A 22249-nucleotide genomic window follows, 5' to 3' on the forward strand; every position below is an offset into this window, starting at 1 on the left:
ACGCATCACACAGGTGGAACGATGATCATGCACCCGCGCCGCAACCGGCGCTTGACCGGCCTGGTCCTGTCGATGGCCCTGCTGGCGGTGGCTCCGCTGGCGCTGGCCGCTGCGCCAAAGGCCGCTCAGGGCCAGACGCAGGCGCAGGGCGCCACCGGCTACGAGCTGCCCTCGGCGGCGCTGCAGGCGGTGGTCGACGCGCCACGCGCACCCTCGCTGTACCTGTCGCCGCGCCGCGACGTGGCCGCGATGATGCAGATGCCGTCGCTGCCGTCGATCCAGGTGGTGGCGCAGCCGGAACTGAAGCTGGCCGGCCTGCGCATCAACCCGCGCACGTTCTCCGACAGCCGCTTCAGCTTCGGCGAGAAGCTGTGGCTGATGAACGTGGCCGACGGCAAGGAACGGCAGATCAGCGGCCTGCCGGCCAAGCTGTCGATCGCCAGCGTGATGTGGTCGCCGGACCAGAAGTGGCTGGCCTTCAACCAGGTCGATGCTGTCAGTGGCGCCAATGAACTGTGGCTGGTGGACGTGGCGGGCGGCAGCGCCCGCCGTCTGGTCGCCGGCCTGAACACGGTGATCGGCAGTGGCTACCAGTGGCTGCCGGACAGCCGCGGGTTGGTGGTGTTCACGCGCCCGGCCAACCTCGGTGCGGCCCCGGCCGCCGACGGCATCCCGACCGGTCCGGCCGTGCAGCAGACCAGCCAGGGTGGCGGCGTAGTGTCGATCCGCACCTACCAGGATCTGCTGAAGAACGAGGCCGACGCGCGCCAGTTCGATTACTACGCGACCACCCAGCCGATGGAAGTCAGCCTGGATGGCAGTACCCGCGCGATCGGCGCGGCCGGCATCTTCATGGGCTTCGCGGTGTCGCCGGATGGCCGCTTCGTGCTGCGCCAGCCGGTGCAGCGCCCGTACTCGTACGTGGTGCCGGTAAGCAGCTTCCCGCGCCGCATTGAAGTGATCGACCGTGCCAGCGGCAAGCTGGTGCACACCGTGGCCGTGCGTCCGCTGGTGGAAGGCCTGCCGACCGGCAACGATGCCGAAGTGACCGGCGTACGCGATATCAGCTGGCGCGGTGATGCCGATGCCACCCTGGTCTGGGCCGAAGCGCAGGATGGTGGCGACCCGAACAAGGACGCCAAGGTGCGCGATGCGGTGCTGATGCAGGCCGCGCCGTTCGACACGCCGCCGGTGACGCTGGCCCAGCTTGGCAGCCGCCTGGCCGGCATCAGCTGGGGCCGCGGTGACCTGGCGCTGCTGACCGAATCGTGGTGGAAGACGCGCAAGACCAAGACCTGGCTGATCGCCCCGGACAATGCCAGCGCCGAGCCGCGCCTGCTGTGGGATCGTGACGCGCAGGACCGTTATTCCGATCCGGGCCGGCCGCTGTTGTCCAGCGACGACCGCGGCCGCTCGCTGCTGCAGACCAGCACCGATGGCAGCAGCCTGTATCTGGCCGGTGCCGGTGCATCGCCGGAAGGCGATCGTCCGTTCGTGGACCGCTTCGATGTCGCCACGGGCAAGGCCTCCCGCCTGTTCCACTCGCAGGCGCCGAGCTACGCGCTGCCGGTGGCGCTGCTGGACAACCAGGCCAGCTCGCTGCTGCTGAGCCGCGAGAGCCCGGACGAGCCGGCCAACTTCTACGTGCAGTCGCTGGCCGACGCTGGTGCTGCGCCGCGTGCGTTGACCCACTTCGCGCATCCGCTGCCGCAGCTGAAGGGCGTGCAGAAGGAACAGATCCGCTACAAGCGCAAGGATGGAGTAGATCTGACCGCGACCCTGCTGCTGCCGCCGGGCTACGACCCGAAGCGCGACGGTCCGCGCCCGCTGCTGATGTGGGCCTACCCGGGTGAGTTCAAGAGTGCGGCCGCGGCCAGCCAGGTCACCGATTCGCCGTACCGCTTCAATGCGGTCAGCTACTGGGGCCCGCAGGCGTTCCTGGCCAAGGGCTATGTGGTGCTGGCCAGCCCGTCGATGCCGATCATCGGCGAGGGCGACAAGGAGCCGAACGACACCTACATCGAACAGCTGGTGGCCAACGCGCAGGCAGCGGTGGATGAAGTAGTGCGTCGTGGCGTGACCGATCGCGATCACATCGCCATCGGTGGCCATTCCTACGGTGCGTTCATGACTGCCAACCTGCTGGCGCACACGCGCCTGTTCAAGGCCGGCATCGCCCGCAGTGGTGCCTACAACCGCACGCTGACGCCGTTCGGTTTCCAGGCCGAGGAGCGCAACTACTGGCAGGCGCAGGATGTCTACCAGAAGATGGCGCCGTTCAATTACGCCGACAAGATCAAGGATCCGATCCTCTTCATCCACGGCGTGGACGATAACAACTCCGGTACGTTCCCGATCCAGAGCGAGCGCATGTTCGCTGCGGTGAAGGGCCTGGGCGGCACCGCGCGCCTGGTGATGCTGCCGAACGAATCGCATGCCTACCGCGCGCGCGAATCGATCATGACGATGCTGGCCGAAAGCGAGCGCTGGCTGGAGCAGACCATCGGCCCGGCCGATCAGGGCAAGGCGAAGAAGAAGCGCTGACCGGACCCGGTAGTGCCGGCCAGCGGCCGGCACTACCAGATGAAACCATTTTTGCATCGCAGCACGACGCCCGTTCTGGTTTAGGCTTGGGGTCTGGATCCGTTGACCGAGGCCTGTGCGTCGCCGATGAACGAGTACCGCAGCAGTATCGAGTTTGCTTCCCCCGATCTTCCCCTGCGTGACGACGTACGCCGTCTGGGTGCACTGGTCGGCGACCTGCTGGTCGAGCAGGTGTCGGCCGCCTTCCTCGATGACGTCGAGGACGTGCGTACGCGTGCCATTGCCCGCCGCGAGAACCAGGCACCGCTGTCCGAACTGGCCGAAGGCCTGGCCGGGCGTGCGCCGCAGCAGGCCGAGACCATGGTGCGTGCGTTCAGCACCTACTTCCAGGTGGTCAACATCGCCGAGCGCGTGCATCGCATCCGCCGCCGCCGCGACTACCAGCGCGCCGTCGCCGCCGCACCGCAGCCCGATGGCCTGCAGGATGCCCTGCAGCACCTGAAGGCACAGGGGGTGGGCCTGGACGAGCTGGCGCAGTGGCTGCCGCGCATCGACATTGAACCGGTGTTCACCGCACACCCGACCGAAGCGGTACGCCGCGCGCTGCTGGAAAAAGAGCAGTTGATGGTGGCCAGCCTGGTCGACAACCTCGACGGCCAGCGCACGCCGGGTGAAGCGGCTGCCGATGCCGCTCGCTTCCGCATGGCGCTGACTGCGTCATGGCAGACCACCGATTCCTCACCGGTGCGGCCCACCGTCGATGACGAACGCGAGCACGTCGGCTTCTACCTGGTGCAGGTGCTGTACCGGGTGATTCCGGTGCTGTACGAATCGCTGCAGCAGGCGTTGCGCGATACCTATGGCGAAGAACTGCCGCTGCCGCGACTGCTGCGCTTCGGTACGTGGGTGGGCGGCGACATGGACGGCAATCCCAATGTGGATGCGCACACCATCCGCAATACGCTGGATGCACAGCGCGTTGCCGTGCTGGGCCGTTACCAGAAAGAACTGCTGCAGCTGGCCAGCCTGCTCAGCCAATCCACCGAACGGGTGGGGGTGAGCGATGCACTGCAGGCGCGTGTCGCGCATTACCAGCAGTTGCTGCCGCAGGTGCAATCGCGGCCACGCCATGCCGACATGCCGTACCGGTTGCTCAACGACCGCATGCGCGCACGCCTGCAGGCCACGCTGGAGGATGCCGACGGCGCCTATGCCGGCCCGGACGAGCTGATCGATGACCTGCAGCTGATCCTCGACAGCCTGCGCGCGAACCGGGGCGAACATGCCGGCGGCTTCGCTGTGCAACGCCTGCTGTGGCGGGTGAAGACCTTCGGTTTCCATCTGGCGCGGCTGGATGTGCGCCAGGAATCGAGCGTGCATGCGCGCGCGCTGGCGGCAGTGCTGGGTGGCGACGCTGCGTGGGAGAGCCTGGATGTACTGGGTCGTGCGCGCCTGCTGGCGCCGCATGCCGGTGGCGAGGTGCCTTTGCCGAAGGGCGAGGACGAAGGCAATCAGCGTTTGGATGCAGTGTTCGCCGCATTGGCGGATGCGCGTGCACGCCATGGTGGCGATGCACTGGGCAGCTACATCATCTCGATGGCACACGACCGCAGTGATGTGCTGGCGGTGCTGGCGCTGGCACGCCGTGGTGGTCTGGTCGATGACGCCGGTCACGTGCCGCTGGATATCGCGCCGCTGTTCGAAACCGTGGACGATCTCAAGCGCGGCACCGCGACGCTGCGCGACCTGCTGGCCGACCCGGTGTACCGTGCGCATCTGCGTGCACGCGATGACGTGCAGATGGTCATGCTGGGCTATTCGGACAGCAGCAAGGACGGCGGCATCGCCGCCTCGCGCTGGGGCCTGCAGCGTGCGCAGGTGGAACTGCTTGAGGTGGCGGCCGAGGCCGGCATCCGCCTGACCTTCTTTCACGGCCGCGGCGGCTCGATCAGCCGCGGTGGCGGCAAGACCACGCATGCGGTCGATGCCTCGCCGCGCGGCAGCATCGATGGCCGCCTGCGCGTGACCGAGCAGGGCGAGGTGATCCACCGCAAGTACGGCATCCGTGCATTGGCCCTGCGCTCGCTGGAACAGGCCACGGGTGCCGTGCTGCGGGCCAGCCTGCGCCCGCGTGCAGCGGAGCCGCGCGAGGATGACTGGCGGCCGGTGATGGATGTGGTCGCTGGCTCCAGCAGCGAGGTGTATCGCGCCTTCGTCGGCCAGGCCGGCTTCATGGACTACTTCCGCACGGCGACACCGATCGATGTGATCGAGCGGATGACGCTGGGTTCGCGGCCGTCGCGCCGGCTCGGCCAGGACGCGGCGTTGGGCAATCTGCGCGCGATTCCGTGGGTGTTCGCCTGGAGCCAGGCGCGTGCAGTCATTCCCGGGTGGTATGGCGTGGGCAGCGGCCTGCAGGCGGCAGTCGATGCTGGCCACGAGCAGACGCTGCGCGAGATGGCGCGTGACTGGCCGTTCTTCCGCACCTTCCTCGACGACATCGCGATGGTGCTGTCCAAGGGCGATATCACCATTGCCGAGCAGTTCTCGCGTTTGTCGGGTGAGCTGCACGACGCGTTCTTCCCGCAGGTCGAACGCGAGCTTGAACTGACCCGGCACTGGCTGCTGGCGTTGATGGAGCAGCAGACCCTGTTGGACCACGACGCGCGGCTGGCACTGTCGATCCGCCTGCGCAATCCCTACGTGGACCCGATCAGCGTGCTGCAGGTGGACCTGCTGCAGCGCTGGCGCGAAAGCGGACGCGAGGATGATGACCTGCTGCGTGCGCTGGTGGCCTGCGTGAATGGTGTCTCGCAGGGCGTGCAGAACACGGGTTGATCCGCGCCGGGCATGACCCGGCGCTACCTGCCTCGGTGGGTGCGGGGCTTGCCCCGCACGCCCTCAATCCTCCGGCGACGGCGGATTGGACGCCAGCAGTTCCAGATGGCGCTGCTCCATTTCCTGCCGCAGCTGGCGGCGGATCAGCGCTGCGGCCTGCCGGCGCTTTTCGTCCGAACTGGCCGGCTGCAGCGATGGAACCGGCGTCGGCCGGCCGTCCTCGTCCACCGCCACCATGGTGAAGAAGCAGCTGTTGGCGTGGCGCACGCTGCGCTTGAGGATGTCCTCGGCCACAACCTTGACGCCGATTTCCATCGACGAGGTGCCGGTGTAGTTCACCGAGGCCAGGAAAGTGACCAGTTCACCGACCGCGATCGGCTGGCGGAACACCACCTGGTCCACCGACAGGGTGACCACGTAGCGGCCGGCATAGCGGCTGGCGCAGGCATAGGCCACCTGGTCGAGCAGGCGCAGGATCGCTCCACCGTGGACCTTGCCGGAGAAATTGGCCATCTCCGGCGACATCAGCACGGTCATGGACAGCTGGTGGGTTTTCAGTTCGGTCGACATGGCCAGATTGTATCGGCAACCGGGTAGTGCCGGCCGCTGGCCGGCAACCACGCGATTGTTTCCGCAGGCCATGAAAAAGCCGGCCAGCGGCCGGCTCTACCAGAAGCAGAAGGGCCGCTTGCGCGGCCCTTCGTGTTTCTTACTTCAGCTTCGCATCGGCGCGCAGGGCGGCGGCGCGGTCGGTCTTCTCCCAGGAGAAGGCCGTGGCGTTGACGGTCTCGCCTTCGCCGTTGAGGTAGCTGAACTCCTTCGGCTTGCGGCCGAAGTGGCCGTAGGCCGCGGTCTGCTGGTACATCGGGTGCACCAGGTCCAGCATCTTGATGATGCCGTACGGGCGCAGGTCGAAGTGCTTGCGGATCAGCTTCTCGATCTTGTCGTCGCTGATCTTGCCGGTGCCGAAGGTGGTGACCGAGATCGAGGTCGGCTCAGCCACGCCGATGGCGTAGGAGACCTGCACTTCGCAACGGTCGGCCAGGCCGGCGGCAACCACGTTCTTGGCGACGTAGCGGGCCGCGTAGGCAGCCGAACGGTCGACCTTGGACGGGTCCTTGCCGGAGAACGCGCCACCACCGTGACGGGCCCAGCCGCCGTAGGTGTCGACGATGATCTTGCGGCCGGTCAGGCCGCAGTCGCCCACCGGGCCGCCGATCTCGAACTTGCCGGTCGGGTTGATGTGGAACTTGGTGCCCTTGTGCAGCCACTTGGCCGGCAGCACCGGCTTGATGATCTCTTCGCGGACGGCCTCGATGAGGTCCTTCTGCTTGATGCCCGGGGCGTGCTGGGTCGACAGGACCACCGCGTCGATGGCCGAGACCACGCCGTTTTCATAGCGCAGGGTGACCTGGCTCTTGGCGTCCGGGCGCAGCCACGACAGCGGCGAGTTCTTCTTCTTGCGGATCTTGGCCTGCTGCTCGACCAGGCGGTGCGACAGGTGGATCGCGGCCGGCATGTAGCTGTCGGTCTCGTTGGTGGCATAGCCGAACATCAGGCCCTGGTCGCCAGCGCCCATTTCTTCGGGCTTCTTGCGGTCCACGCCCTGGGCGATGTGCGGCGACTGCTTGCCGATCAGGTTCAGCACGCCGCAGGTGGCGCCGTCGAAGCCGACGTCGGAGCTGTCATAGCCGATGTCCACGATGACCTTGCGGGTCAGCGCTTCCAGGTCGATCCAGGCGCTGGTGGTGATTTCACCGGCCACGATGGCAACGCCGGTCTTGACCATGGTCTCGCAGGCCACGCGGGCGCGCTGGTCCTGGGTCAGGATCGCGTCCAGCACCGCATCGGAGATCTGGTCGGCAACCTTGTCCGGATGGCCTTCAGAGACCGACTCGGAGGTGAAGAGGTAGCTGGACATCAGGCTTAATATCCTTTGATTCGGATGGAAAGATGGGCGCGAATGATACACGGGGTGCGCCGCCTGTGCATTGTGAACCTGTACCGGTTGCCGGTGGTTAAGCCCATGTAGGCCCGCCGGGCCCGCTGCAGCGGGATTGAGGCCCAGCCTCGACGCCCAGTGTTCCACCAGCGTGACAACGGTGCGGGTCCTGCCTGGCCCCGGCCGCGCAGTCCGCGACCCCGCTCCGGGGCACCCGGCCGTCATCGTTCTGCCCCGAAACCGCCATCTGGCTGCCGCCTGCCGGGCGCAGGCTGTCGGCCAATCCGGCCGCCGGGCACGAGCGAACACGCCATGCAGGAACTCGAACAGCGTCTCCAGCAACGCTTCCCCGATTGGTTCCATGGTCGTCGTGGCCAACTGGCCCGGCCCTTGCTGCGCAGCGTCGGACGCTGGTCGCGCCTGGACCAGATCGAAGCGTTCCTGCAGCGCAGTGCAGGATTGCGCGGATTCGGCTTCGTCGCCGCCGGCCTGGAGTCCATCGATGGCCAGTACCAGGTGGATCCAGCCGCGCTGGCGAAGATTCCCGCCACCGGCCGCCTGCTGATCGTCGCCAACCATCCGTCCGGGGCGCTGGACGCGCTGGCCCTGCTGGACGCGGTCGGCCGCATCCGCCGCGACGTACGGATCGTGGCCAACGACCTTTTAGGTGCGATCGCGCCATTGCAGGACCTGCTGCTGCCGGTGCGCATTCTCGGTGGCAAGGCCCAACGTGGCAGCCTGCATGCGGTCGAAGAAGCGCTGGCCGCCGAGCAGTGCGTGATCGTGTTCCCGGCCGGTGAGGTCTCGCGGTTGTCGCTGCGCGGCATCCGCGATGGCCGCTGGCAGCGCGGTTTTGTCTGCTTCGCCCGCGCTGCCGGTGCGCCGGTGTTGCCGGTGCGGGTGGAAGCGCGCAACTCGGCGCTGTTCTACGGCGCCTCGACCCTGTTCAAGCCGGCCGGTACCGCGCTGCTGGCGCGCGAGATGTTCACCCGTCGTGGGCGCCCGCTGCGGCTGTGCATCGGTGAGCCGATGCAGCTGGGCAAGGGCGGTGACCCGGGCGCACAGCTGCTCGCGGTGCGTCGCGCGCTTTACGCGCTGGGTCGCAATGGCGCGGCCGCAGATGCCGCTGTCTGCGCAGGTCCCGAGCCGCTGGCCGCGCCGGTGCCGCCCTCGCAGGTCGCCGCGGGTATCGCGGCCGCTACCCAGCTGGGCCAGACCGCCGACGGCAAGCAGATCCTGCTGGCCACCTGCGCGGCCGATTCGCCGCTGCTACTGGAACTGGGCCGCCTGCGCGAGCTGACCTTCCGCCAGGTCGGCGAGGGCACCGGCCGCAGCCGCGACCTGGACGCCTTCGATCCGCAGTACGAGCACATCGTGATATGGGACGCGGCCGCGCAGCGCATCGCCGGCGCCTACCGCATCATGCGCGGTGCCCATGCGCTGGCCCGGCATGGTCTTTCCGGGCTCTACAGCGCGTCGTTGTTCCGTTATTCCGACGACGCCATCACTCACATCGCCGAGGGCCTGGAACTGGGGCGCAGCTTCGTGGTGCCCGATTACTGGGGCAGCCGCAGCCTGGACTACCTGTGGCAGGGCATCGGTGCCTACCTGCAGTGCCGGCCGGGCATCCGCTACCTGTTCGGCGCAGTGTCGATCAGCGCGGCACTGCCGCGTGATGCGCGCGAGCAGCTGGTGGCGTACTACCAGCGCTATTACAGCGGTAGCGCCGGCCTGGTTGAATCGAACCGGCCGTTCCAGTACTTCGCGGCCCCACCGAGTTTCGGCGAGCTGGATGCCGGCGCCGCATTCGATGTGCTGAAGGCCAACCTGGCCGCACTCGGCACCGGCGTACCGACGCTGTACCGCCAGTACACCGACCTGTGCGAACCCGGCGGCGCCCGCTTCCTTGCCTTCGGTGTCGATCCGGATTTCAGCGATTCGATCGATGGCCTGATCGAAGTGGACCTGTGTGCGATACGGCCCAACAAGCGCAAACGCTACCTGCGCGATGCGGGGATTCCGGCATGAGCACGCTGGCGAACCTGTCGCCACACCGGCGCGCAGTGTTCGTCTCCGACGTGCACCTGGGCTCGCGCCACTGCCACGCCGCCGAGCTGGCCCGGTTCCTCTCGCAGTTGCGCTGCGAGCGGCTGTACCTGGTCGGTGACATCATCGACCTGTGGTGGATGGCCCACCGCCGCGCCAACTGGCGGCAGTCGCACAGTGAAGTCATCCAGGCCCTGCATGCGCTGCGCCGTGCTGGCACCGAGATCATCTACATTCCCGGCAACCACGACGCCTCGCTGCGCCAGGTGTGCGGGCTGATGCTGCCGGCGATGCAGGTGCGCCGCCGTGCGATCCATACCACTGCTGACGGCCGCCGGCTGCTGGTCGTGCATGGCGACGACTACGATGGCGTGACCCACTTCGGGGGGCTGCAGGAGAAGTTCGGCGACTGGCTGTACTACCGGATCCTCACCGGCAACCAGGCATTGAACGCGGTGCGGCGCGTGCTGGGCATGCGCTACTGGTCGCTGTCTGAATTCCTGAAAAAGCGTAGTGGTGCAGCCGAGCGCTACATCGAGCGCTTCGTGCAGGCCGGGCTGGACGACGTGCGCCGGCGCGGCCTGGATGGCATCGTCTGTGGCCACATCCACCGCGCCGCGCTGATCGAGCGCGATGGCCTGGTCTACGCCAACGATGGCGACTGGGTGGAGAGCCTGACCGCGCTGGTCGAAGACCACGATGGCGCGCTGCGCCTGCTCGACCACAACGGGCAGACCCTGGTGGAACTGCCGGGCGCGCGGCTGTCGCAGGCGGCGTAACGCGCGTCTGTCCTCCTGTAGAGCCGAGCCCATGCTCTGCGGACGTGGCGCGACGGGGGGCGAACCGAAAAACAGTCGAGCATGGCTCGACTCCACAAGGGCACGAGCGGGGCGGATGCTTCCCCGCGCATTGCGATGCGCCCTACGGACTGGCGCCCTTGATCAATGGTGGCGCGGCTCGGCTCTACATACACCGCGCGCAAGCCGCTAGCATCGGCCCATGGATTCCCTGACCCAGATCGTGCTCGGTGGCGCCGTCGCCGCTGTCATCGCTCCGCCCGGCCATCGCCGCGCGGCCCTGCTGGCCGGTGCCGCACTTGGCACCCTGCCGGACCTCGATGCTCTGTGGTTGGGCTTCACTGCCGCAGACCCGGTGGCGAACATGGTGGAGCACCGCAGCTTCAGCCATTCGTTGCTGGTGCTGCCGTGGGTGGCCGCGCTGATCTGGTGGTTGTTCAAGCGCTTCGGCAATGGCCGCGTCGCGCAGTCACCGGTGCGCTGGTTCTGGGCGATCCAGCTGGCGCTGGTCACCCATCCCGTGCTGGATGCGTTCACCGTCTACGGCACCCAACTGTGGTGGCCGTTGCGGCCACACCCGACCATGGGTTCCAGCGTCTTCATCATCGATCCTGGCTACACGGTGTGGCTGCTGCTGGGCTGCGTGCTGGCCTGGTTTGGCCGCGCCCGTCCTTGGACTGGCAAGGTGCTGGGTACGGCGCTGCTGATCAGTAGTGGCTACCTGGCTTGGGGCCTGATCGCCAAGTCGCAGGTCGATCACGCTGCCCAGCAGAGCCTGGCTGCAATGGGCCTGGGCGATGCGCCGCGCTTCTCGGTGCCGATGCCGTTCAACACCCTGCTGTGGCGGGTGGTGGCGATGACCCCGAACGGCTACGTGGTGGGCGACCGCTCGCTGGTGGCCGACCATGGGCCGATGCAGTTCGAAGGGTATGCGTCCAACGTGCAGGCATTGCGCGAAGCGCAGGGCATTCCTGCGGTGCAGCAGCTGCAGTGGTTCAACCGCGGCTTCATGCGTGCGCAGGTGGTTGACGGCCGGCTGGTGCTGAGTGATCTACGCATGGGCCTGGAACCGGACTACACCTTCAACTTCGCGGTGGCCGAACAGGTTGATGGCCAGTGGCGGGCGATCACGCCCGAACAGCTCCGGGTGGACTACAGCAGCCCGGCCGCGCGTGCCGATGCCGGGCGCCGGCTGGCAGCGATGTGGCAGCGGATCTGGCAGGAGCCGGCAGTGCAGCCCCGGGGGGATGACACTGCTGTGCATTGATCGCGCGGTGATTGGCGGTTGCGGCAGATGCTCAGCGTTCGGTGGGCGGAGCCAGCATTACCTTCGCTGGGACTTCCACCAGATCTGCCTGCAACAGGCGAGGGATATCGCTGCTTGGGTTCACGCTGACATGATGATAGCGGTTGAAGATGAAGTTGAAATCTCGTTCCGGCATCGTCGGGAAGTACCTTCGGAAGTAACCCATCTGCGGCAGATACAACACGTGGTTTACTGCCGGAATGCCAGCGCCGGGAAGTAGACCACCCAAGCTGCCCGTCGCGACCAGCACGCCATCCGCATTGATGCGCGCGCCGCGCGCCTGCTGTGCCTGCAGCACCGCCTGGCGATCAATCGAAAAGATGGGCCCCGCCGGCTGCACCGGATTGAACAGGCCGTTGCCCAGCAGATTGGTCAATGCGGCGGCGGCCAGTACCAGCGTGGGTGCATTCTTCGACCACTGAGGGCGGCTGGCAGCAACTGCGAGAGCGGCAAGGCAGAGATAAGGAACTATGTCGTAGGCGCTATACAAATGGTGGAAACCATCGTTACCGAGCGGGTACTTGGCCAGGCTGCCGATGGCCAGTAGACCTGCTAGCAGCAGTAGGCGCCCGCGTTGAAGAAGCGCGCCGCACTGGATGAGGATAATGGCGCAGGCGATGTTGAGCAGCAGGCCAAAGGCAAGCAGGGCACGGATAGGTGGTACCAGCGACAGGCCGGTGAGCTTGCCGATCAGTGCCGGAACCGGCAGAAACATCCAGCACGCCACCAAAAGCAGGCCTGCGACCAGGATCGACAGCGCGCGGCGGTTGTTGCGCACCCAGCAACGGAACCGGCTCCCGTCGATCAGCACCAGCGTGAATAGCGGCAACAGGCTGCCCAGTACTGCGATCTCGCATTCGTTGGATGTCGTGAAGGACGGCAACGGCACGAACTTGTAAGTCATCAGGTTGGGAAATACATGCGCCAGCAGGGACACCGGGCTTACCCCACCTCCTGCACTCACACGCTGCCCAGGGTAGACCGTGTCGCGGGCGATCTGGATGATCTCGTGGAAGTAGCCGAAGAACACCGCCAACGAAAGCAGACCGGCGGCAACTGCATCGAGCAACCGGGGAAGCGACAACGTCTCACGGCGAAATGCCAGAACCAGTAAACCCATCGTCAGCAGCGAGCCGATGGTGAACGGGGGATAGGTTGCTGCCACCAGCCAGGCAGACAGTGCATATGCGCTGGCCAGTATGCGCAGCCAGCGGTTGCCGATGCCGAGCCAGGCGACTGCGCACCAGGGTGCAAGGGCGAACGCACCAGCGTTGCTGGACCACCAGACCTGCACGAACGGCGAGAAGAACAGGATGCTGGCGATCAGCAGTGCGGGAAGCGGAGGTAATCGAAGTTGACGCAGGAACGTTGTCCAGCCGGACAGGAATGCCACGGCCATGAAAACGAAGAAGAACGAATAGGCGTTTGCCGGAGGCAGAATGAAGAACGCCCAGTGGTAAGGCTTGAACAATAGACCCCAGTCAAGCAGCGGAAGCGCCTGAAAGGTGCGCAGCGACTCACGATAGGGTGAGTGCGCATTCATCTGGCCGAAATCGTTAGCGACGGCGATCTGTACGTAGGGCGTGTAAACCATCCACTCATCCGAGCGGATAGACCGGGCAGAGCCGAGCAACGGCTGCAAAGGTTCCAGGCCCATACGCTCGAATGCCAGCGCGTAGGACGAAGGAGTCAACGCAAAAGCAACATACAGGATGCAGAACGCGGCCAGAAGGCCCAGCAAGAGCCTTGCCTGATTTGTACTCCATCCACCTGGCAGGCCCGCATCGTGCGCAGGCGTTGGCGGTCGTCCGCTGTCGGTCATCTTTCGCTCACAGATCAGGTGCCGCCGGTGTGGCGCGCATGCCGTCCGGAATCCGGCTGGCAGCATGGGACGCGGCATGCACCTTGTGCATGCCATGTTGGCGAAATTCTAGCGGGTTGCCCTCGCCACGGCGAGGTTGCGTTCAATACACCGTCGCGCGGCCCTGTACGAACGAGTAGAAGAACACCGCGTTCGGGTCGTTCTGCACCAGCCGGAACTCGCGGCGCATGCCTTCCACGGTTTCCTCGTCCACCGAGCCGGCCTGCAGCAGCTGGTCGGCCGCCGACAGCAGCAGCTGTTCCCAGAACGCGATCATCGTCTTGCGACGGGCCGGTTCGCGGTTGTCCAGGTGGATGGTCTTGATCTCGGTCTGCACATCGCGGAAGCCGCCGGCCAGCAGCAGGTTGCCCAGCTTGGCGCCGACGAACGGGTCGCCGCCGTGGTCGTACTGGAAGTCGTTGAAGGCCATCCAGTAGCGCCAGATGTGCGGTGAGTACGGGTCGAGCAGGAACGAGGCGTTCATCACCTCGGTGATGTACACCGGCGAGCCCGGGGCCAGCACCCGGCGCACTTCGCTCAACACGCGCGCCGGTGACGGCACGTGCTCCAGCACCCAGCACAGGAACGCCGAATCAAAGCTGCGGGCCTCGAACGGCAGTTCGCCGGCATCGGCCTGCTGCAGGGTGTAACGGTCGCTGCACCACGGCGTGCGCGCCAGGTTCTCGCGTGCGGTGGCCAGCTGCGTTTCGCTCAGGTCCACACCGGTCACGTGCAGCTCCGGGAAGCGGCGCAGCAGGATCTCGGTCTGTGCGCCGACGCCGCTGCCGACTTCCAGCAGGCGCCGCGCGCCGCTGTAGTCGATCTGGCCGAAGATGCTCGATTCCAGCAGGCGGGCCTGGGTCATCAGGCGCTGCTGCTCGGTGCCGGAGAATCCGTGCAGGTAGGTCGGGGAGGAGATCGGCGGAGTCATGACGGCGGGCTCTTGTAGCGTCGAGCTGGCTCGACTGTTCGGAAACGCGGGGCGGGCGGCTCAGGCCGCCGAAGACAGCGCTGGTTCCCCAGCGATCAGGCGGTCGAAGTAGTCGGTGGTCAGTGCGATCTGGCTGGCCGGATCCTCGGCACGGTTGACCACCGCACGGAACGCCGCGTTTTCCGGCCGGTCCTTGGCGTACCAGCCCAGGTGCTTGCGTGCGATGCGCACGCCCTGTGGCTCGCCGTAGAACGCGTGCAGTGCGTGCAGATGGCCGAGCAGGATGTCGCGTACTTCGGCCAGCGACGGCGGCGGCAGTTCCTCGCCGGTGGCCAGGTAATGCGCCACCTCGCGGAAGATCCACGGCCGTCCCTGCGCCGAGCGACCGATCATCACTGCATCCACGCCGGTCTGCTTCAACACAAAGGCGGCCTTCTGCGGCGAATCGATATCGCCATTGGCGATGACCGGTATGCGCAGCGCGGCCTTGATCTCGCCGATGGTGGCGTACTCGGCCTGGCCGGTGTAGTGCTGGTCGCGGGTGCGGCCGTGCACGGCCAGCGCAGCAATGCCGCTGTCCTCGGCAATGCGCGCGATCAGCGGGCCGTTGCGATGGTCGCAGTCCCAGCCGGTGCGGATCTTCAGGGTGACCGGCACGTCCACCGCGTTGACCACGGCTTCGAGGATGCGCGCCACCAGCTGCTCGTCGCGCATCAGTGCCGAACCGGCCCAGGCGTTGCACACCTTCTTGGCCGGGCAGCCCATGTTGATGTCGATGATCTGCGCGCCGTGGTCGACGTTGTAGCGCGCGGCCTCGGCCAGCTGCTGCGGCTCGGTGCCTGCGATCTGCACGCTGATCGGTGCCGGTTCGCCGTCGTGGTCCATGCGGTGGATCGACTTGCGCGTGTTCCAGAAGCGCGGGTCGCTGATGGTCATTTCCGAGGCGGCCAAGCCCGCACCCAGCCGTTTGCACAGCAGGCGGAAGGGCTTGTCGGTGACGCCGGCCATGGGCGCCAGCACGACGTTGGGGGCAATGGTGTACGGGCCGATCTGCATGCTCCCATTGTAGGGCGCGGGCGGCGGTACGGCCGTGTCGGGCGCGGTCCGGTTCAGGCCGATCGGCACCGATCTCATGCCGTACCGGCATCAGTAGATGCTTGACGGTTGCTTCCGCCGCCCCCAAGGGCGGGTGATCGTGGCCGGCTAACCTAGGCTCTGCCAGGCCTGTCGGGTCCCCACGGCGAAGGCCAGCCCCAGGCACAGGCAGATGAGCGAACTGACCGCCCAGAAGCGCACGCCGTTGTAGCCGGGGCGGAACAGCGCCAGGCTGAGGCCTATCGCCGCGCGCAGCAGCAACAATGCGGCGATGGCGGGCAGAACCAGACGGCTGGCCGGCAGCGGCGAATGCCAGCCGGCGGCGGCCACTGCGTACAGCGTCCAGGCCACCAGCACAGCGGTGATGGCGGCGGTCATCAGTGGTGGCCACCAGTGGCCGGCCCGGGCCAGCCGCACCATACGCGAGCCAGCGCCGAAACGCTGGTACCACGGCGCGCCGAAGGCGATGCAGCCGATGTGCAGCAGCGCTGCGATGGCACTGCCAGCGGCTGCGACCAGCAGCCAGGGGAATCCGTCCATGTCCTGCCCATGCAAGGAAGCTGCGCGGATGGTGGGCGAGGGCCACGGTGCCGGCAATGCGACGGGCGGTCGCAGCAGGGATCAGTGCGGAGGGTCGATCCGCAATCCGGCGCCGAGACGGTCCAATGCCACATCCACGCGCGGCAGCCGTTGCCGGCCCTGCGGCCACAACAGCCGCAACGGCAGGCCACGGCAGTCCAGCGCCGGCAGGATCGACACCAGGCTGCCGCGCGCCAGCGCGTCATCGACCAGCCAGGTGGCCAGCTGGGCAATGCCGAAGCCCGCCTCGACGGCCGCCACCTGTGCTTCGGCACTGCCGACCACCAGCCGTGCGCGGGCCTGCAGCGGTGCGCTGCGCTGCCCGCCATCGGCCACCTGCCACGGCCCGATACTGCCGTCGGCACGGCCGAACAGCACGCCATCGTGGTCGGCCAGCTCCGCCCCGGAGGTCGGCAGGCCGTGCTGCTGCAGGTAGGCCGGTGATGCACAGAAGCGCAGGCATTCGTAACCGAGCAGGCGGCTGCCGAGGGTGGCCGGCAACGGTTCCGGGCCGCCGATGCGCACGGCCAGATCGATACCGTCCTCGGCCAGGTCAATGAAGCGGTCGCTGAAGGTCACTTGTGGCCGCAGCCGGGGAAACTCGGCGGCCAGCTGCAGCAGCAGCGGCCAGACTTTCAATCGCCCGAAGGTGGCCGGTGCGTCCACCCGCAGGCGGCCCACCGCGGCATCGGCATGCGCGGCCAGCACCGATTCGGCATCGGCCAGTTCGCCAAGCACGCGCACGCACGTGCGGTAAAAGCCCTCACCGGCCTCGGTCAGGCGCAGGCGGCGGGTGCTGCGTTCGAACAACCGCGCGCCCAGGCGCGCTTCCAGCCGGGCAACGGTCTTGCCGACCGCCGAACTGGTCAGATGCAGCCGCTCCGCGGCGGCGGTGAAGCTGCCAGCGTCGGCGGTGGCGACGAAGGCCTCGATGCCGCGCAGCCGTTCGTTGGGAAGCATGGGCGAATATCTGTCCGGAATGGATGGAAAACATAGCAGTAATCGGAATCAGGGGAGGAAATAGGCTGGGCGGCCCTTGTCCCTGGCGGTCCTGCATGTCTTCCCTCGATTGTTCCGTTGCCACCGGTCACCGTGCTGCCCGTGCCCGCTTGTCCGTTGCACTGTTGGCGGTCTCCGCGTTCGTCATCGTCACCACCGAATTCCTGATCGTCGGCTTGCTGCCGGCGCTGGCGCGCGATCTCGGCCTGGGCATCGCACGCGCCGGGCAGCTGGTCACCTTGTTCGCGTTCACCGTGATGCTGGCCGGACCACCGCTGACCGCACTGCTGACGCATCTCGACCGGCGTCGCCTGTTCGTGGCCATCCTGCTGCTGTTTGCGGCCTCCAACGCGCTCGCGGCGGTGGCCACGCTGCCGTGGTTGCTGGCCCTGGCGCGGGTGTTGCCTGCGTTGGCGCTGCCGGTGTTCTGGGGCACGGCCAGCGAGACTGCCGCGCAGCTGGCACCGGCGGGGCAGGGCGGGCGTGCGGTGGCACGGGTCTATCTGGGCATCACCGCCGCGATGCTGTTCGGCATCCCGCTGGGTACGCTGGCCGCCGAGGCCGTCGGTTGGCGCGGCAGCTTCTGGCTGCTGTCGGTGCTGTCACTGCTGATGGCGGGCGCACTCGCACTGTGGATGCCGGGCACCGCAGTAGAGTCACGGCGCGCGCTGGGCGAACAGGCGCGCGTGCTGCGGCAGCCGTGGTTGCTGGGCAACGTGCTGCTGTCGGTGCTGGTGTTCACCGCCATGTTCACCGCCTACACCTATCTGGCCGACGTGCTCGAGCGCCTGTTGCAGGTTCCCGCCGCGCAGGTGGGTTGGTGGCTGATGGGCTTCGGTGCGGTCGGGTTGCTTGGCAATGCACTGGGCGGGCGTTGGGTGGATCGTGCACCGCTGGCCGCGACGCTGGCGTTCTGCACGGTGCTGGCGCTGGGCGTGCTGGCCAGCGTCTGGCTGGCCGGGCAGGGAGGGGGGGCGGTCATCGCACTGGCGTTGTGGGGTGTTGCGCATGCCGCGCTGTTCCCGCTGTGCCAGGTGCGGGTGATGCGCGCGGCGCCGCAGGCACAGGCGCTGGCCGGCACCTTGAATGTGTCGGCCGCCAATGCCGGTATCGGCCTGGGCGCGTTGCTCGGTGGCGGGGCCATCGAACGCTGGGGCCTGGGCTCGCTGGGCATGGCGGCCGCCGCGGTGGCGCTGCTGGCGATTGCAGCGGGGCAGCTGTTGCGACATGCGGAAGAACCATAAAAAAAGCCCGGGCATCTGCATGCCCGGGCTCGTTCATCCACGCATGACGTGGATCTACTTTGCTTCGGAATCAGCCGGGGTGAAGCGTGGCATCGCCGCAGCGGCGCCTTCCTTCTCGGTCGAACGGCCGGCGAACTGGTTGGCGAAGCGCACGTGGCGGGCGAACGGGGCGTCGGCCACCTGCGCCAGCGACGCGGCCAGCGCACCGTTGAAGGCGTCGCCGGCACCGGTGGTGTCGATTGCCTGCACCTGTTCGGCACCCACGCGATAGTACGGCTGGGTATCGCCGCGCAGGTTCTCGTCGGCATGCGACACGAACACACCCACCGAACCCAGGGTCACCACCACCGTACCGTTGCCGACCAGCTTGCGGCACAGCGCATGCAGGCTGGCGCCATCCAGCGCAGCGACGTCGTTGGCATCCACGCGCTCGCCGACATGACGGCCAAGCAGGGCGGCGAACTCGGTCTCGTTCGGGGTGATCACATCGGCCAGCTTGAGCAGGCCGATGGTGGAGGGGGCATCGGCCGGCGCGGTGTTGAGCACGGTGGTGACACCGGCCTCGCGGGCGCTGGCCAACGCTGCTTCGATGGTCGGCACCGGCGATTCCAGCTGCACCAGCACCACCTTGGCGCCGGTCAGCAGCGCCTGCTGCTGTTGCAGGAAGTCGGTGCTCAGTGCGGCGTTGGCACCCGGGCCGATCACGATGGTGTTGCGGCCGCGGGCATCCACGTAGATACCAGCAGTGCCGGTCGGTTCGCTGCTGGCTTCGGCGATCAGCCCGAAGCCATCCTGTGCGGCCAGCTCGCGGGCGGTGGCGCCACCGGCGTCATCGCCCAACGCGCACACGAAGTGGGTGTCGGCACCGGCGCGGCAGGCCGCCACGGCCTGGTTGAAGCCCTTGCCACCGGGGCCGGTGCTGTAGCGGCCGGCAATGGTCGCACCCGGTGCCGGCAGCGACTCGCACCGCCACACGTGATCGACATTGAAGGAACCGACGACAACGACACTGCTGCTCATAGGGAATCTTTTCTCAACCAAGGGTTCAACTGAAGTGCGTCAGCACGCCGGCGATGGTCGCCGTCATGAAGGTGGCAATGGTACCGCCCAGCACCGCGCGCAGGCCGAACTTGGCCAGATCGTGGCGACGTTCCGGGGCCAGGCCGCCGATGCCGCCGATCTGGATCGCGATCGAGCTGAAGTTGGCAAAGCCGCACAGCGCGTAGGTGGCGATCAGGCGACCTTCGTCAGACAGGCTCACGCCCGCCACCTGGCCGTTCACGATCTGCGACAACTCGGTATAGGCGACGAATTCGTTGATCACGACCTTCTGGCCGATCAGCGAACCGACGGTGGTGGCATCGGCCCACGGCGTGCCGATCACCCAGGCGATCGGTGCCAGCACGTAGCCGAAGATGGTCGACAGGTTGGTCGGCTTGCCGATCTGCGCGGCCAGCCCGGTCACTTCACCGATCCAGGTCAGCGGGGCGTTCAGCAGCGCGATCAGTGCGATGAAGGCCAGCAGCATCGCGCCGATGTTCAGCGCCAGCTTCAGGCCGTCACCGGCGCCAGCGGCTGCGGCATCGATGATGTTGCTGGAGGTCTTCTCCACTTCCATCTTCACCGTGCCGCGGGTGAGCGGGGTCCCGGTTTCCGGAATCAGCAGCTTGGCCACGACCAGCGTGGCCGGCGCGGCCATGATGCTCGCCGCCAGCAGGTGCTTGGCGTAGAAGGCCTGCTGTACCGGGTCGCCGCCGCCGAGCATGCCCACGTAGGCCGCCAGCACGCCGCCGGCGATGTGGGCCATGCCGCCGATCATCATGGTCAGCAGCTCGGACTGGGTCATCTTGGCGATGTACGGGCGCACCGTCAGCGGCGCCTCGGTCTGGCCGATGAAGACGCTGGCGCAGACGCTGGTGGTTTCCGCACCGGACACGCGCATCACCTTGGTGATCGACCAGGCCATCACGCGCACGATGCCCTGCATGACGTTGAGGTGGTACATCACCCCCATCAGCGCCGAGAAGAAGATGATGGTCGGCAGCACCTGGAAGGCGAAGATGAAGCCGTAGTTCTTGACGTCCATCAACGAGCCGAAGATGAACTTCGAACCTTCGTTGACGAAGCTCAGCACCTTCACGAAGCCGTGGCCCAGCGCATCGAACACGTCGCGGCCGCCCGGCACCAGGATCACCAGCGCCGCGAATGCGATCTGCAGGGTGATACCGGTGGCAACCAGCTTCCAGTCAACCGCACGCTTGTTGTTGGAAAACAACCAGGTGATGCCGATCAGCACCGCCAACCCGAACAGGCCGAAGCCGATCCTGCCCAAACCTTCGACCATGTGAGTGACTCCCCTGGGGCGTCGCGAAAAACGGGAAGCCTAGTGCAGGGCAGGGGCCGGGGCAAGGAAAAGCAGCGTGCGCGCGGCCATCGGTACCGATCAGGCCAGCAACGGCAAGGGGTTGCGGCCGGCAGGGGCAGGTAGAATGGCGGTTCGATCCCGGCCCGGATGCGGGCCCGCAGCAGGAGATTCGCATGCAATACCGTCGCCTGGGCTCCACCGGCCTGCCGATTTCCGCCCTGTCCTTCGGCGCCTGGGTGACCTTCGGCGACCAGATCCCGCGCGACGAGGCCCGCAACCTGGTGGCCGCGGCGTGGGATTATGGCGTCAACTTCTTCGACAATGCCGAGGGCTACGCCAACGGTCGCGCCGAACAGGTGATGGGCGATGTGATCACCGACCTGCGCCTGCCGCGCGATGGCTTCTGTGTCTCCAGCAAGGTGTTCTTCGGCAGCGCCAAAGATCCGCGACCAACCCAGCGCGGGCTGTCGCGCAAGCACGTGACCGACGCTTGCCACGCCGCGCTCAAGCGCCTGCGGGTGGATTACCTCGACCTCTATTACTGCCACCGCCCGGATCCAGACGCACCGATCGCCGAGACCGTGCACGCCATGGACACCCTGGTGCGGCAAGGCAAGATCCTTTACTGGGGTACCTCGGAGTGGTCGGCGGCGCAGATCCAGCATGCGCTGGACATCGCCGAGGCGCACAACCTGCAGGGCCCGTCGATGGAGCAGCCACAGTACAACCTGCTGCACCGCGAGCGTGTCGAGGTCGAGTACGCGCCGCTGTATGCCGGCGCCGGCCTGGGCACCACGATCTTCTCGCCGTTGGCGTCAGGCCTGTTGAGCGGCAAGTACGACCAGGGCATCCCGGCCGATGCACGGCTGGGCCGCGAGGGCATGGAATGGCTGCAGGACCTGGTGCTGGGTGCTGACGCCGAGGCTCGCCTGGCACAGGTGCGCCGTTTCAGCGAGGTCGCACGCGCGCTTGGCCATGCCCCGGCGACGCTGGCGATTGCCTGGTGCCTGCGCAACCCGAACGTCTCCAGCGTGATCCTGGGCGCCAGCCGGGTCAGCCAGCTGCTGCAGAACCTGCAGGCGCTGGACGTACTGGAGCAGGTCGATGCCGCCGGCTGGGCCCAGCTCGAAGCCGTCTTCGGCTGACCGGCAGCAGCGCCATGTAGAGTCGAGCCGTGCTCGACTCTGCGCGCAGCGCGGGTTTCACCTGGCCGGACTCGAAGAGCAGTCGAGCACGGCTCGACTCTACAAAAGCCGCCCGTCCCATCTTTCAATTGATGATCCCTATCGAATTTCCGGATTCGATCATTAATCTCATCAATGAAATTGAGAATGGTTGTTGATTGTCAACTGAGAATCATTATCATTTAACTCGTCCCTCGCACGAGTCCAGATGCTCATGAATGCTCAACCTGTACTGCTGCGCCCCGAAACGCTGACCCTCCGCGATCGTCCGGTCCGCGTCGTTCCGCCGGAAGAGGTCATCGACAGCGAAGCCCTGCTCAAGGGCCGTCGTGAAATCCTGATCCAGCACGGCGACCGCTTCTATCGCCTGCGCCACACCAGCAACGACAAGCTGATCCTGACCAAGTAATCGCGGCCTGGTCGCCCGCCTCCCTCCCTCCTGCCGGCAGCGCCGACAGGGTGGGCGACCCGTCCGCTCCCGCTCTCTCCCCCTCGGTCTACCGCGTGCATCTTCCGGG

At 67.0% G+C, this 22249-nt stretch carries 17 protein-coding genes; 8 read left to right on the forward strand and 9 right to left on the reverse strand.

Annotated features, from left to right (window positions below; translation table 11 throughout):
- Positions 1-21: 21 nt before the first annotated feature.
- Both AC07M7_RS16410 and ppc read left to right on the forward strand, forming a co-directional pair.
- Complete coding sequence (locus tag AC07M7_RS16410) at positions 22-2544, forward strand: S9 family peptidase (RefSeq protein ID WP_495207865.1); 2523 nt, start codon at positions 22-24, stop codon at positions 2542-2544.
- Between the two features lie 126 nt (positions 2545-2670).
- Positions 2671-5382, forward strand: coding sequence for a phosphoenolpyruvate carboxylase (ppc, locus tag AC07M7_RS16415; protein ID WP_495207866.1), 2712 nt, complete (start codon positions 2671-2673; stop codon positions 5380-5382).
- A 63-nt stretch (positions 5383-5445) separates the two neighbouring features.
- Here the strand turns inward: ppc and AC07M7_RS16420 are convergent, their stop codons facing one another.
- Both AC07M7_RS16420 and metK read right to left on the reverse strand, forming a co-directional pair.
- Positions 5446-5952, reverse strand: coding sequence for an acyl-CoA thioesterase (locus AC07M7_RS16420; protein WP_046982718.1), 507 nt, complete (start codon positions 5950-5952; stop codon positions 5446-5448).
- Positions 5953-6091: 139 nt separating this feature from the next.
- Entirely contained in the window at positions 6092-7303 is a 1212-nt protein-coding gene (metK, locus tag AC07M7_RS16425) for a methionine adenosyltransferase (protein WP_012510070.1), read from the reverse strand.
- A 333-nt stretch (positions 7304-7636) separates the two neighbouring features.
- Between metK and olsF the strand changes: the two genes are divergently transcribed.
- From olsF to AC07M7_RS16440, 3 genes are all read left to right on the forward strand, one after another.
- On the forward strand, positions 7637-9352 hold the full coding sequence (olsF, locus tag AC07M7_RS16430) for a bifunctional ornithine lipid synthase OlsF (RefSeq protein WP_495207867.1): 1716 nt from the start codon (positions 7637-7639) through the stop codon (positions 9350-9352).
- A complete protein-coding gene (locus tag AC07M7_RS16435) occupies positions 9349-10149 on the forward strand; it encodes a UDP-2,3-diacylglucosamine diphosphatase (RefSeq protein WP_046982721.1) in 801 nt (266 codons plus the stop codon). The genes olsF and AC07M7_RS16435 overlap by 4 nt, the downstream gene beginning before the upstream one ends.
- Before the next feature lie 220 nt (positions 10150-10369).
- On the forward strand, positions 10370-11434 hold the full coding sequence (locus tag AC07M7_RS16440; protein WP_495207868.1) for a metal-dependent hydrolase: 1065 nt from the start codon (positions 10370-10372) through the stop codon (positions 11432-11434).
- Between the two features lie 31 nt (positions 11435-11465).
- Here AC07M7_RS16440 and AC07M7_RS16445 read toward each other — a convergent pair whose 3' ends face one another.
- The 5 genes from AC07M7_RS16445 to AC07M7_RS16465 all read right to left on the reverse strand — a co-directional run bounded on the left by AC07M7_RS16445 (position 11466) and on the right by AC07M7_RS16465 (position 16899).
- Positions 11466-13295 carry a DUF7657 domain-containing protein gene (locus AC07M7_RS16445; protein WP_495207869.1) on the reverse strand — a complete coding sequence of 610 codons (1830 nt, stop codon included), beginning with the start codon at positions 13293-13295 and terminating at the stop codon, positions 11466-11468.
- Between the two features lie 142 nt (positions 13296-13437).
- Positions 13438-14265, reverse strand: a complete 828-nt coding sequence (locus AC07M7_RS16450; RefSeq protein WP_046982724.1) for a class I SAM-dependent methyltransferase — start codon at positions 14263-14265, stop codon at positions 13438-13440.
- A gap of 60 nt (positions 14266-14325) precedes the next feature.
- A complete protein-coding gene (dusB, locus tag AC07M7_RS16455) occupies positions 14326-15321 on the reverse strand; it encodes a tRNA dihydrouridine synthase DusB (RefSeq protein WP_495207870.1) in 996 nt (331 codons plus the stop codon).
- Positions 15322-15468: 147 nt separating this feature from the next.
- Positions 15469-15900, reverse strand: a complete 432-nt coding sequence (locus AC07M7_RS16460; RefSeq protein ID WP_495207871.1) for a hypothetical protein — start codon at positions 15898-15900, stop codon at positions 15469-15471.
- Between the two features lie 81 nt (positions 15901-15981).
- Positions 15982-16899 carry a LysR family transcriptional regulator gene (locus tag AC07M7_RS16465; protein WP_495207872.1) on the reverse strand — a complete coding sequence of 306 codons (918 nt, stop codon included), beginning with the start codon at positions 16897-16899 and terminating at the stop codon, positions 15982-15984.
- 95 nt (positions 16900-16994) lie between these two features.
- On the opposite strand from AC07M7_RS16465, the gene AC07M7_RS16470 reads away from it, so the two are divergent.
- Positions 16995-18182, forward strand: a complete 1188-nt coding sequence (locus AC07M7_RS16470; protein WP_495207873.1) for an MFS transporter — start codon at positions 16995-16997, stop codon at positions 18180-18182.
- Positions 18183-18236: 54 nt separating this feature from the next.
- On the opposite strand, the gene AC07M7_RS16475 is transcribed toward AC07M7_RS16470, so the two are convergent.
- A complete protein-coding gene (locus AC07M7_RS16475; protein WP_046982727.1) occupies positions 18237-19202 on the reverse strand; it encodes a ribokinase in 966 nt (321 codons plus the stop codon).
- 25 nt (positions 19203-19227) lie between these two features.
- Positions 19228-20526 (reverse strand): NupC/NupG family nucleoside CNT transporter, encoded by a 1299-nt coding sequence (locus tag AC07M7_RS16480; protein WP_004144334.1) that lies wholly within the window; start codon positions 20524-20526, stop codon positions 19228-19230.
- A gap of 194 nt (positions 20527-20720) precedes the next feature.
- On the opposite strand from AC07M7_RS16480, the gene AC07M7_RS16485 reads away from it, so the two are divergent.
- Together AC07M7_RS16485 and hemP are read left to right on the forward strand one after the other, a co-directional pair.
- Entirely contained in the window at positions 20721-21692 is a 972-nt protein-coding gene (locus tag AC07M7_RS16485; protein ID WP_495207874.1) for an aldo/keto reductase, read from the forward strand.
- 253 nt (positions 21693-21945) lie between these two features.
- Positions 21946-22140: a hemin uptake protein HemP gene (hemP, locus tag AC07M7_RS16490; RefSeq protein ID WP_005412278.1), complete on the forward strand. Its 195-nt coding sequence runs from the start codon at positions 21946-21948 to the stop codon at positions 22138-22140.
- Positions 22141-22249: the final 109 nt, after the last annotated feature.

This window comes from Stenotrophomonas sp. GW821-FHT09E08, assembly GCF_059416125.1.

What these genes read in the sequence shown, in the direction of transcription:
- AC07M7_RS16420 (WP_046982718.1), bottom strand. Translation starts at nt 5,952, where the DNA reads ATGTCGACCGAACTGAAAACCCACCAGCTGTCCATGACCGTGCTGATG.
- AC07M7_RS16410 (WP_495207865.1), top strand. Translation starts at nt 22, where the DNA reads ATGATCATGCACCCGCGCCGCAACCGGCGCTTGACCGGCCTGGTCCTG.
- metK (WP_012510070.1), bottom strand. Translation starts at nt 7,303, where the DNA reads ATGTCCAGCTACCTCTTCACCTCCGAGTCGGTCTCTGAAGGCCATCCG.
- hemP (WP_005412278.1), top strand. Translation starts at nt 21,946, where the DNA reads ATGAATGCTCAACCTGTACTGCTGCGCCCCGAAACGCTGACCCTCCGC.
- AC07M7_RS16460 (WP_495207871.1), bottom strand. Translation starts at nt 15,900, where the DNA reads ATGGACGGATTCCCCTGGCTGCTGGTCGCAGCCGCTGGCAGTGCCATC.
- AC07M7_RS16485 (WP_495207874.1), top strand. Translation starts at nt 20,721, where the DNA reads ATGCAATACCGTCGCCTGGGCTCCACCGGCCTGCCGATTTCCGCCCTG.
- AC07M7_RS16470 (WP_495207873.1), top strand. Translation starts at nt 16,995, where the DNA reads ATGTCTTCCCTCGATTGTTCCGTTGCCACCGGTCACCGTGCTGCCCGT.
- AC07M7_RS16465 (WP_495207872.1), bottom strand. Translation starts at nt 16,899, where the DNA reads ATGCTTCCCAACGAACGGCTGCGCGGCATCGAGGCCTTCGTCGCCACC.
- olsF (WP_495207867.1), top strand. Translation starts at nt 7,637, where the DNA reads ATGCAGGAACTCGAACAGCGTCTCCAGCAACGCTTCCCCGATTGGTTC.
- ppc (WP_495207866.1), top strand. Translation starts at nt 2,671, where the DNA reads ATGAACGAGTACCGCAGCAGTATCGAGTTTGCTTCCCCCGATCTTCCC.
- AC07M7_RS16445 (WP_495207869.1), bottom strand. Translation starts at nt 13,295, where the DNA reads ATGACCGACAGCGGACGACCGCCAACGCCTGCGCACGATGCGGGCCTG.
- AC07M7_RS16475 (WP_046982727.1), bottom strand. Translation starts at nt 19,202, where the DNA reads ATGAGCAGCAGTGTCGTTGTCGTCGGTTCCTTCAATGTCGATCACGTG.
- AC07M7_RS16435 (WP_046982721.1), top strand. Translation starts at nt 9,349, where the DNA reads ATGAGCACGCTGGCGAACCTGTCGCCACACCGGCGCGCAGTGTTCGTC.
- AC07M7_RS16450 (WP_046982724.1), bottom strand. Translation starts at nt 14,265, where the DNA reads ATGACTCCGCCGATCTCCTCCCCGACCTACCTGCACGGATTCTCCGGC.
- dusB (WP_495207870.1), bottom strand. Translation starts at nt 15,321, where the DNA reads ATGCAGATCGGCCCGTACACCATTGCCCCCAACGTCGTGCTGGCGCCC.
- AC07M7_RS16480 (WP_004144334.1), bottom strand. Translation starts at nt 20,526, where the DNA reads ATGGTCGAAGGTTTGGGCAGGATCGGCTTCGGCCTGTTCGGGTTGGCG.
- AC07M7_RS16440 (WP_495207868.1), top strand. Translation starts at nt 10,370, where the DNA reads ATGGATTCCCTGACCCAGATCGTGCTCGGTGGCGCCGTCGCCGCTGTC.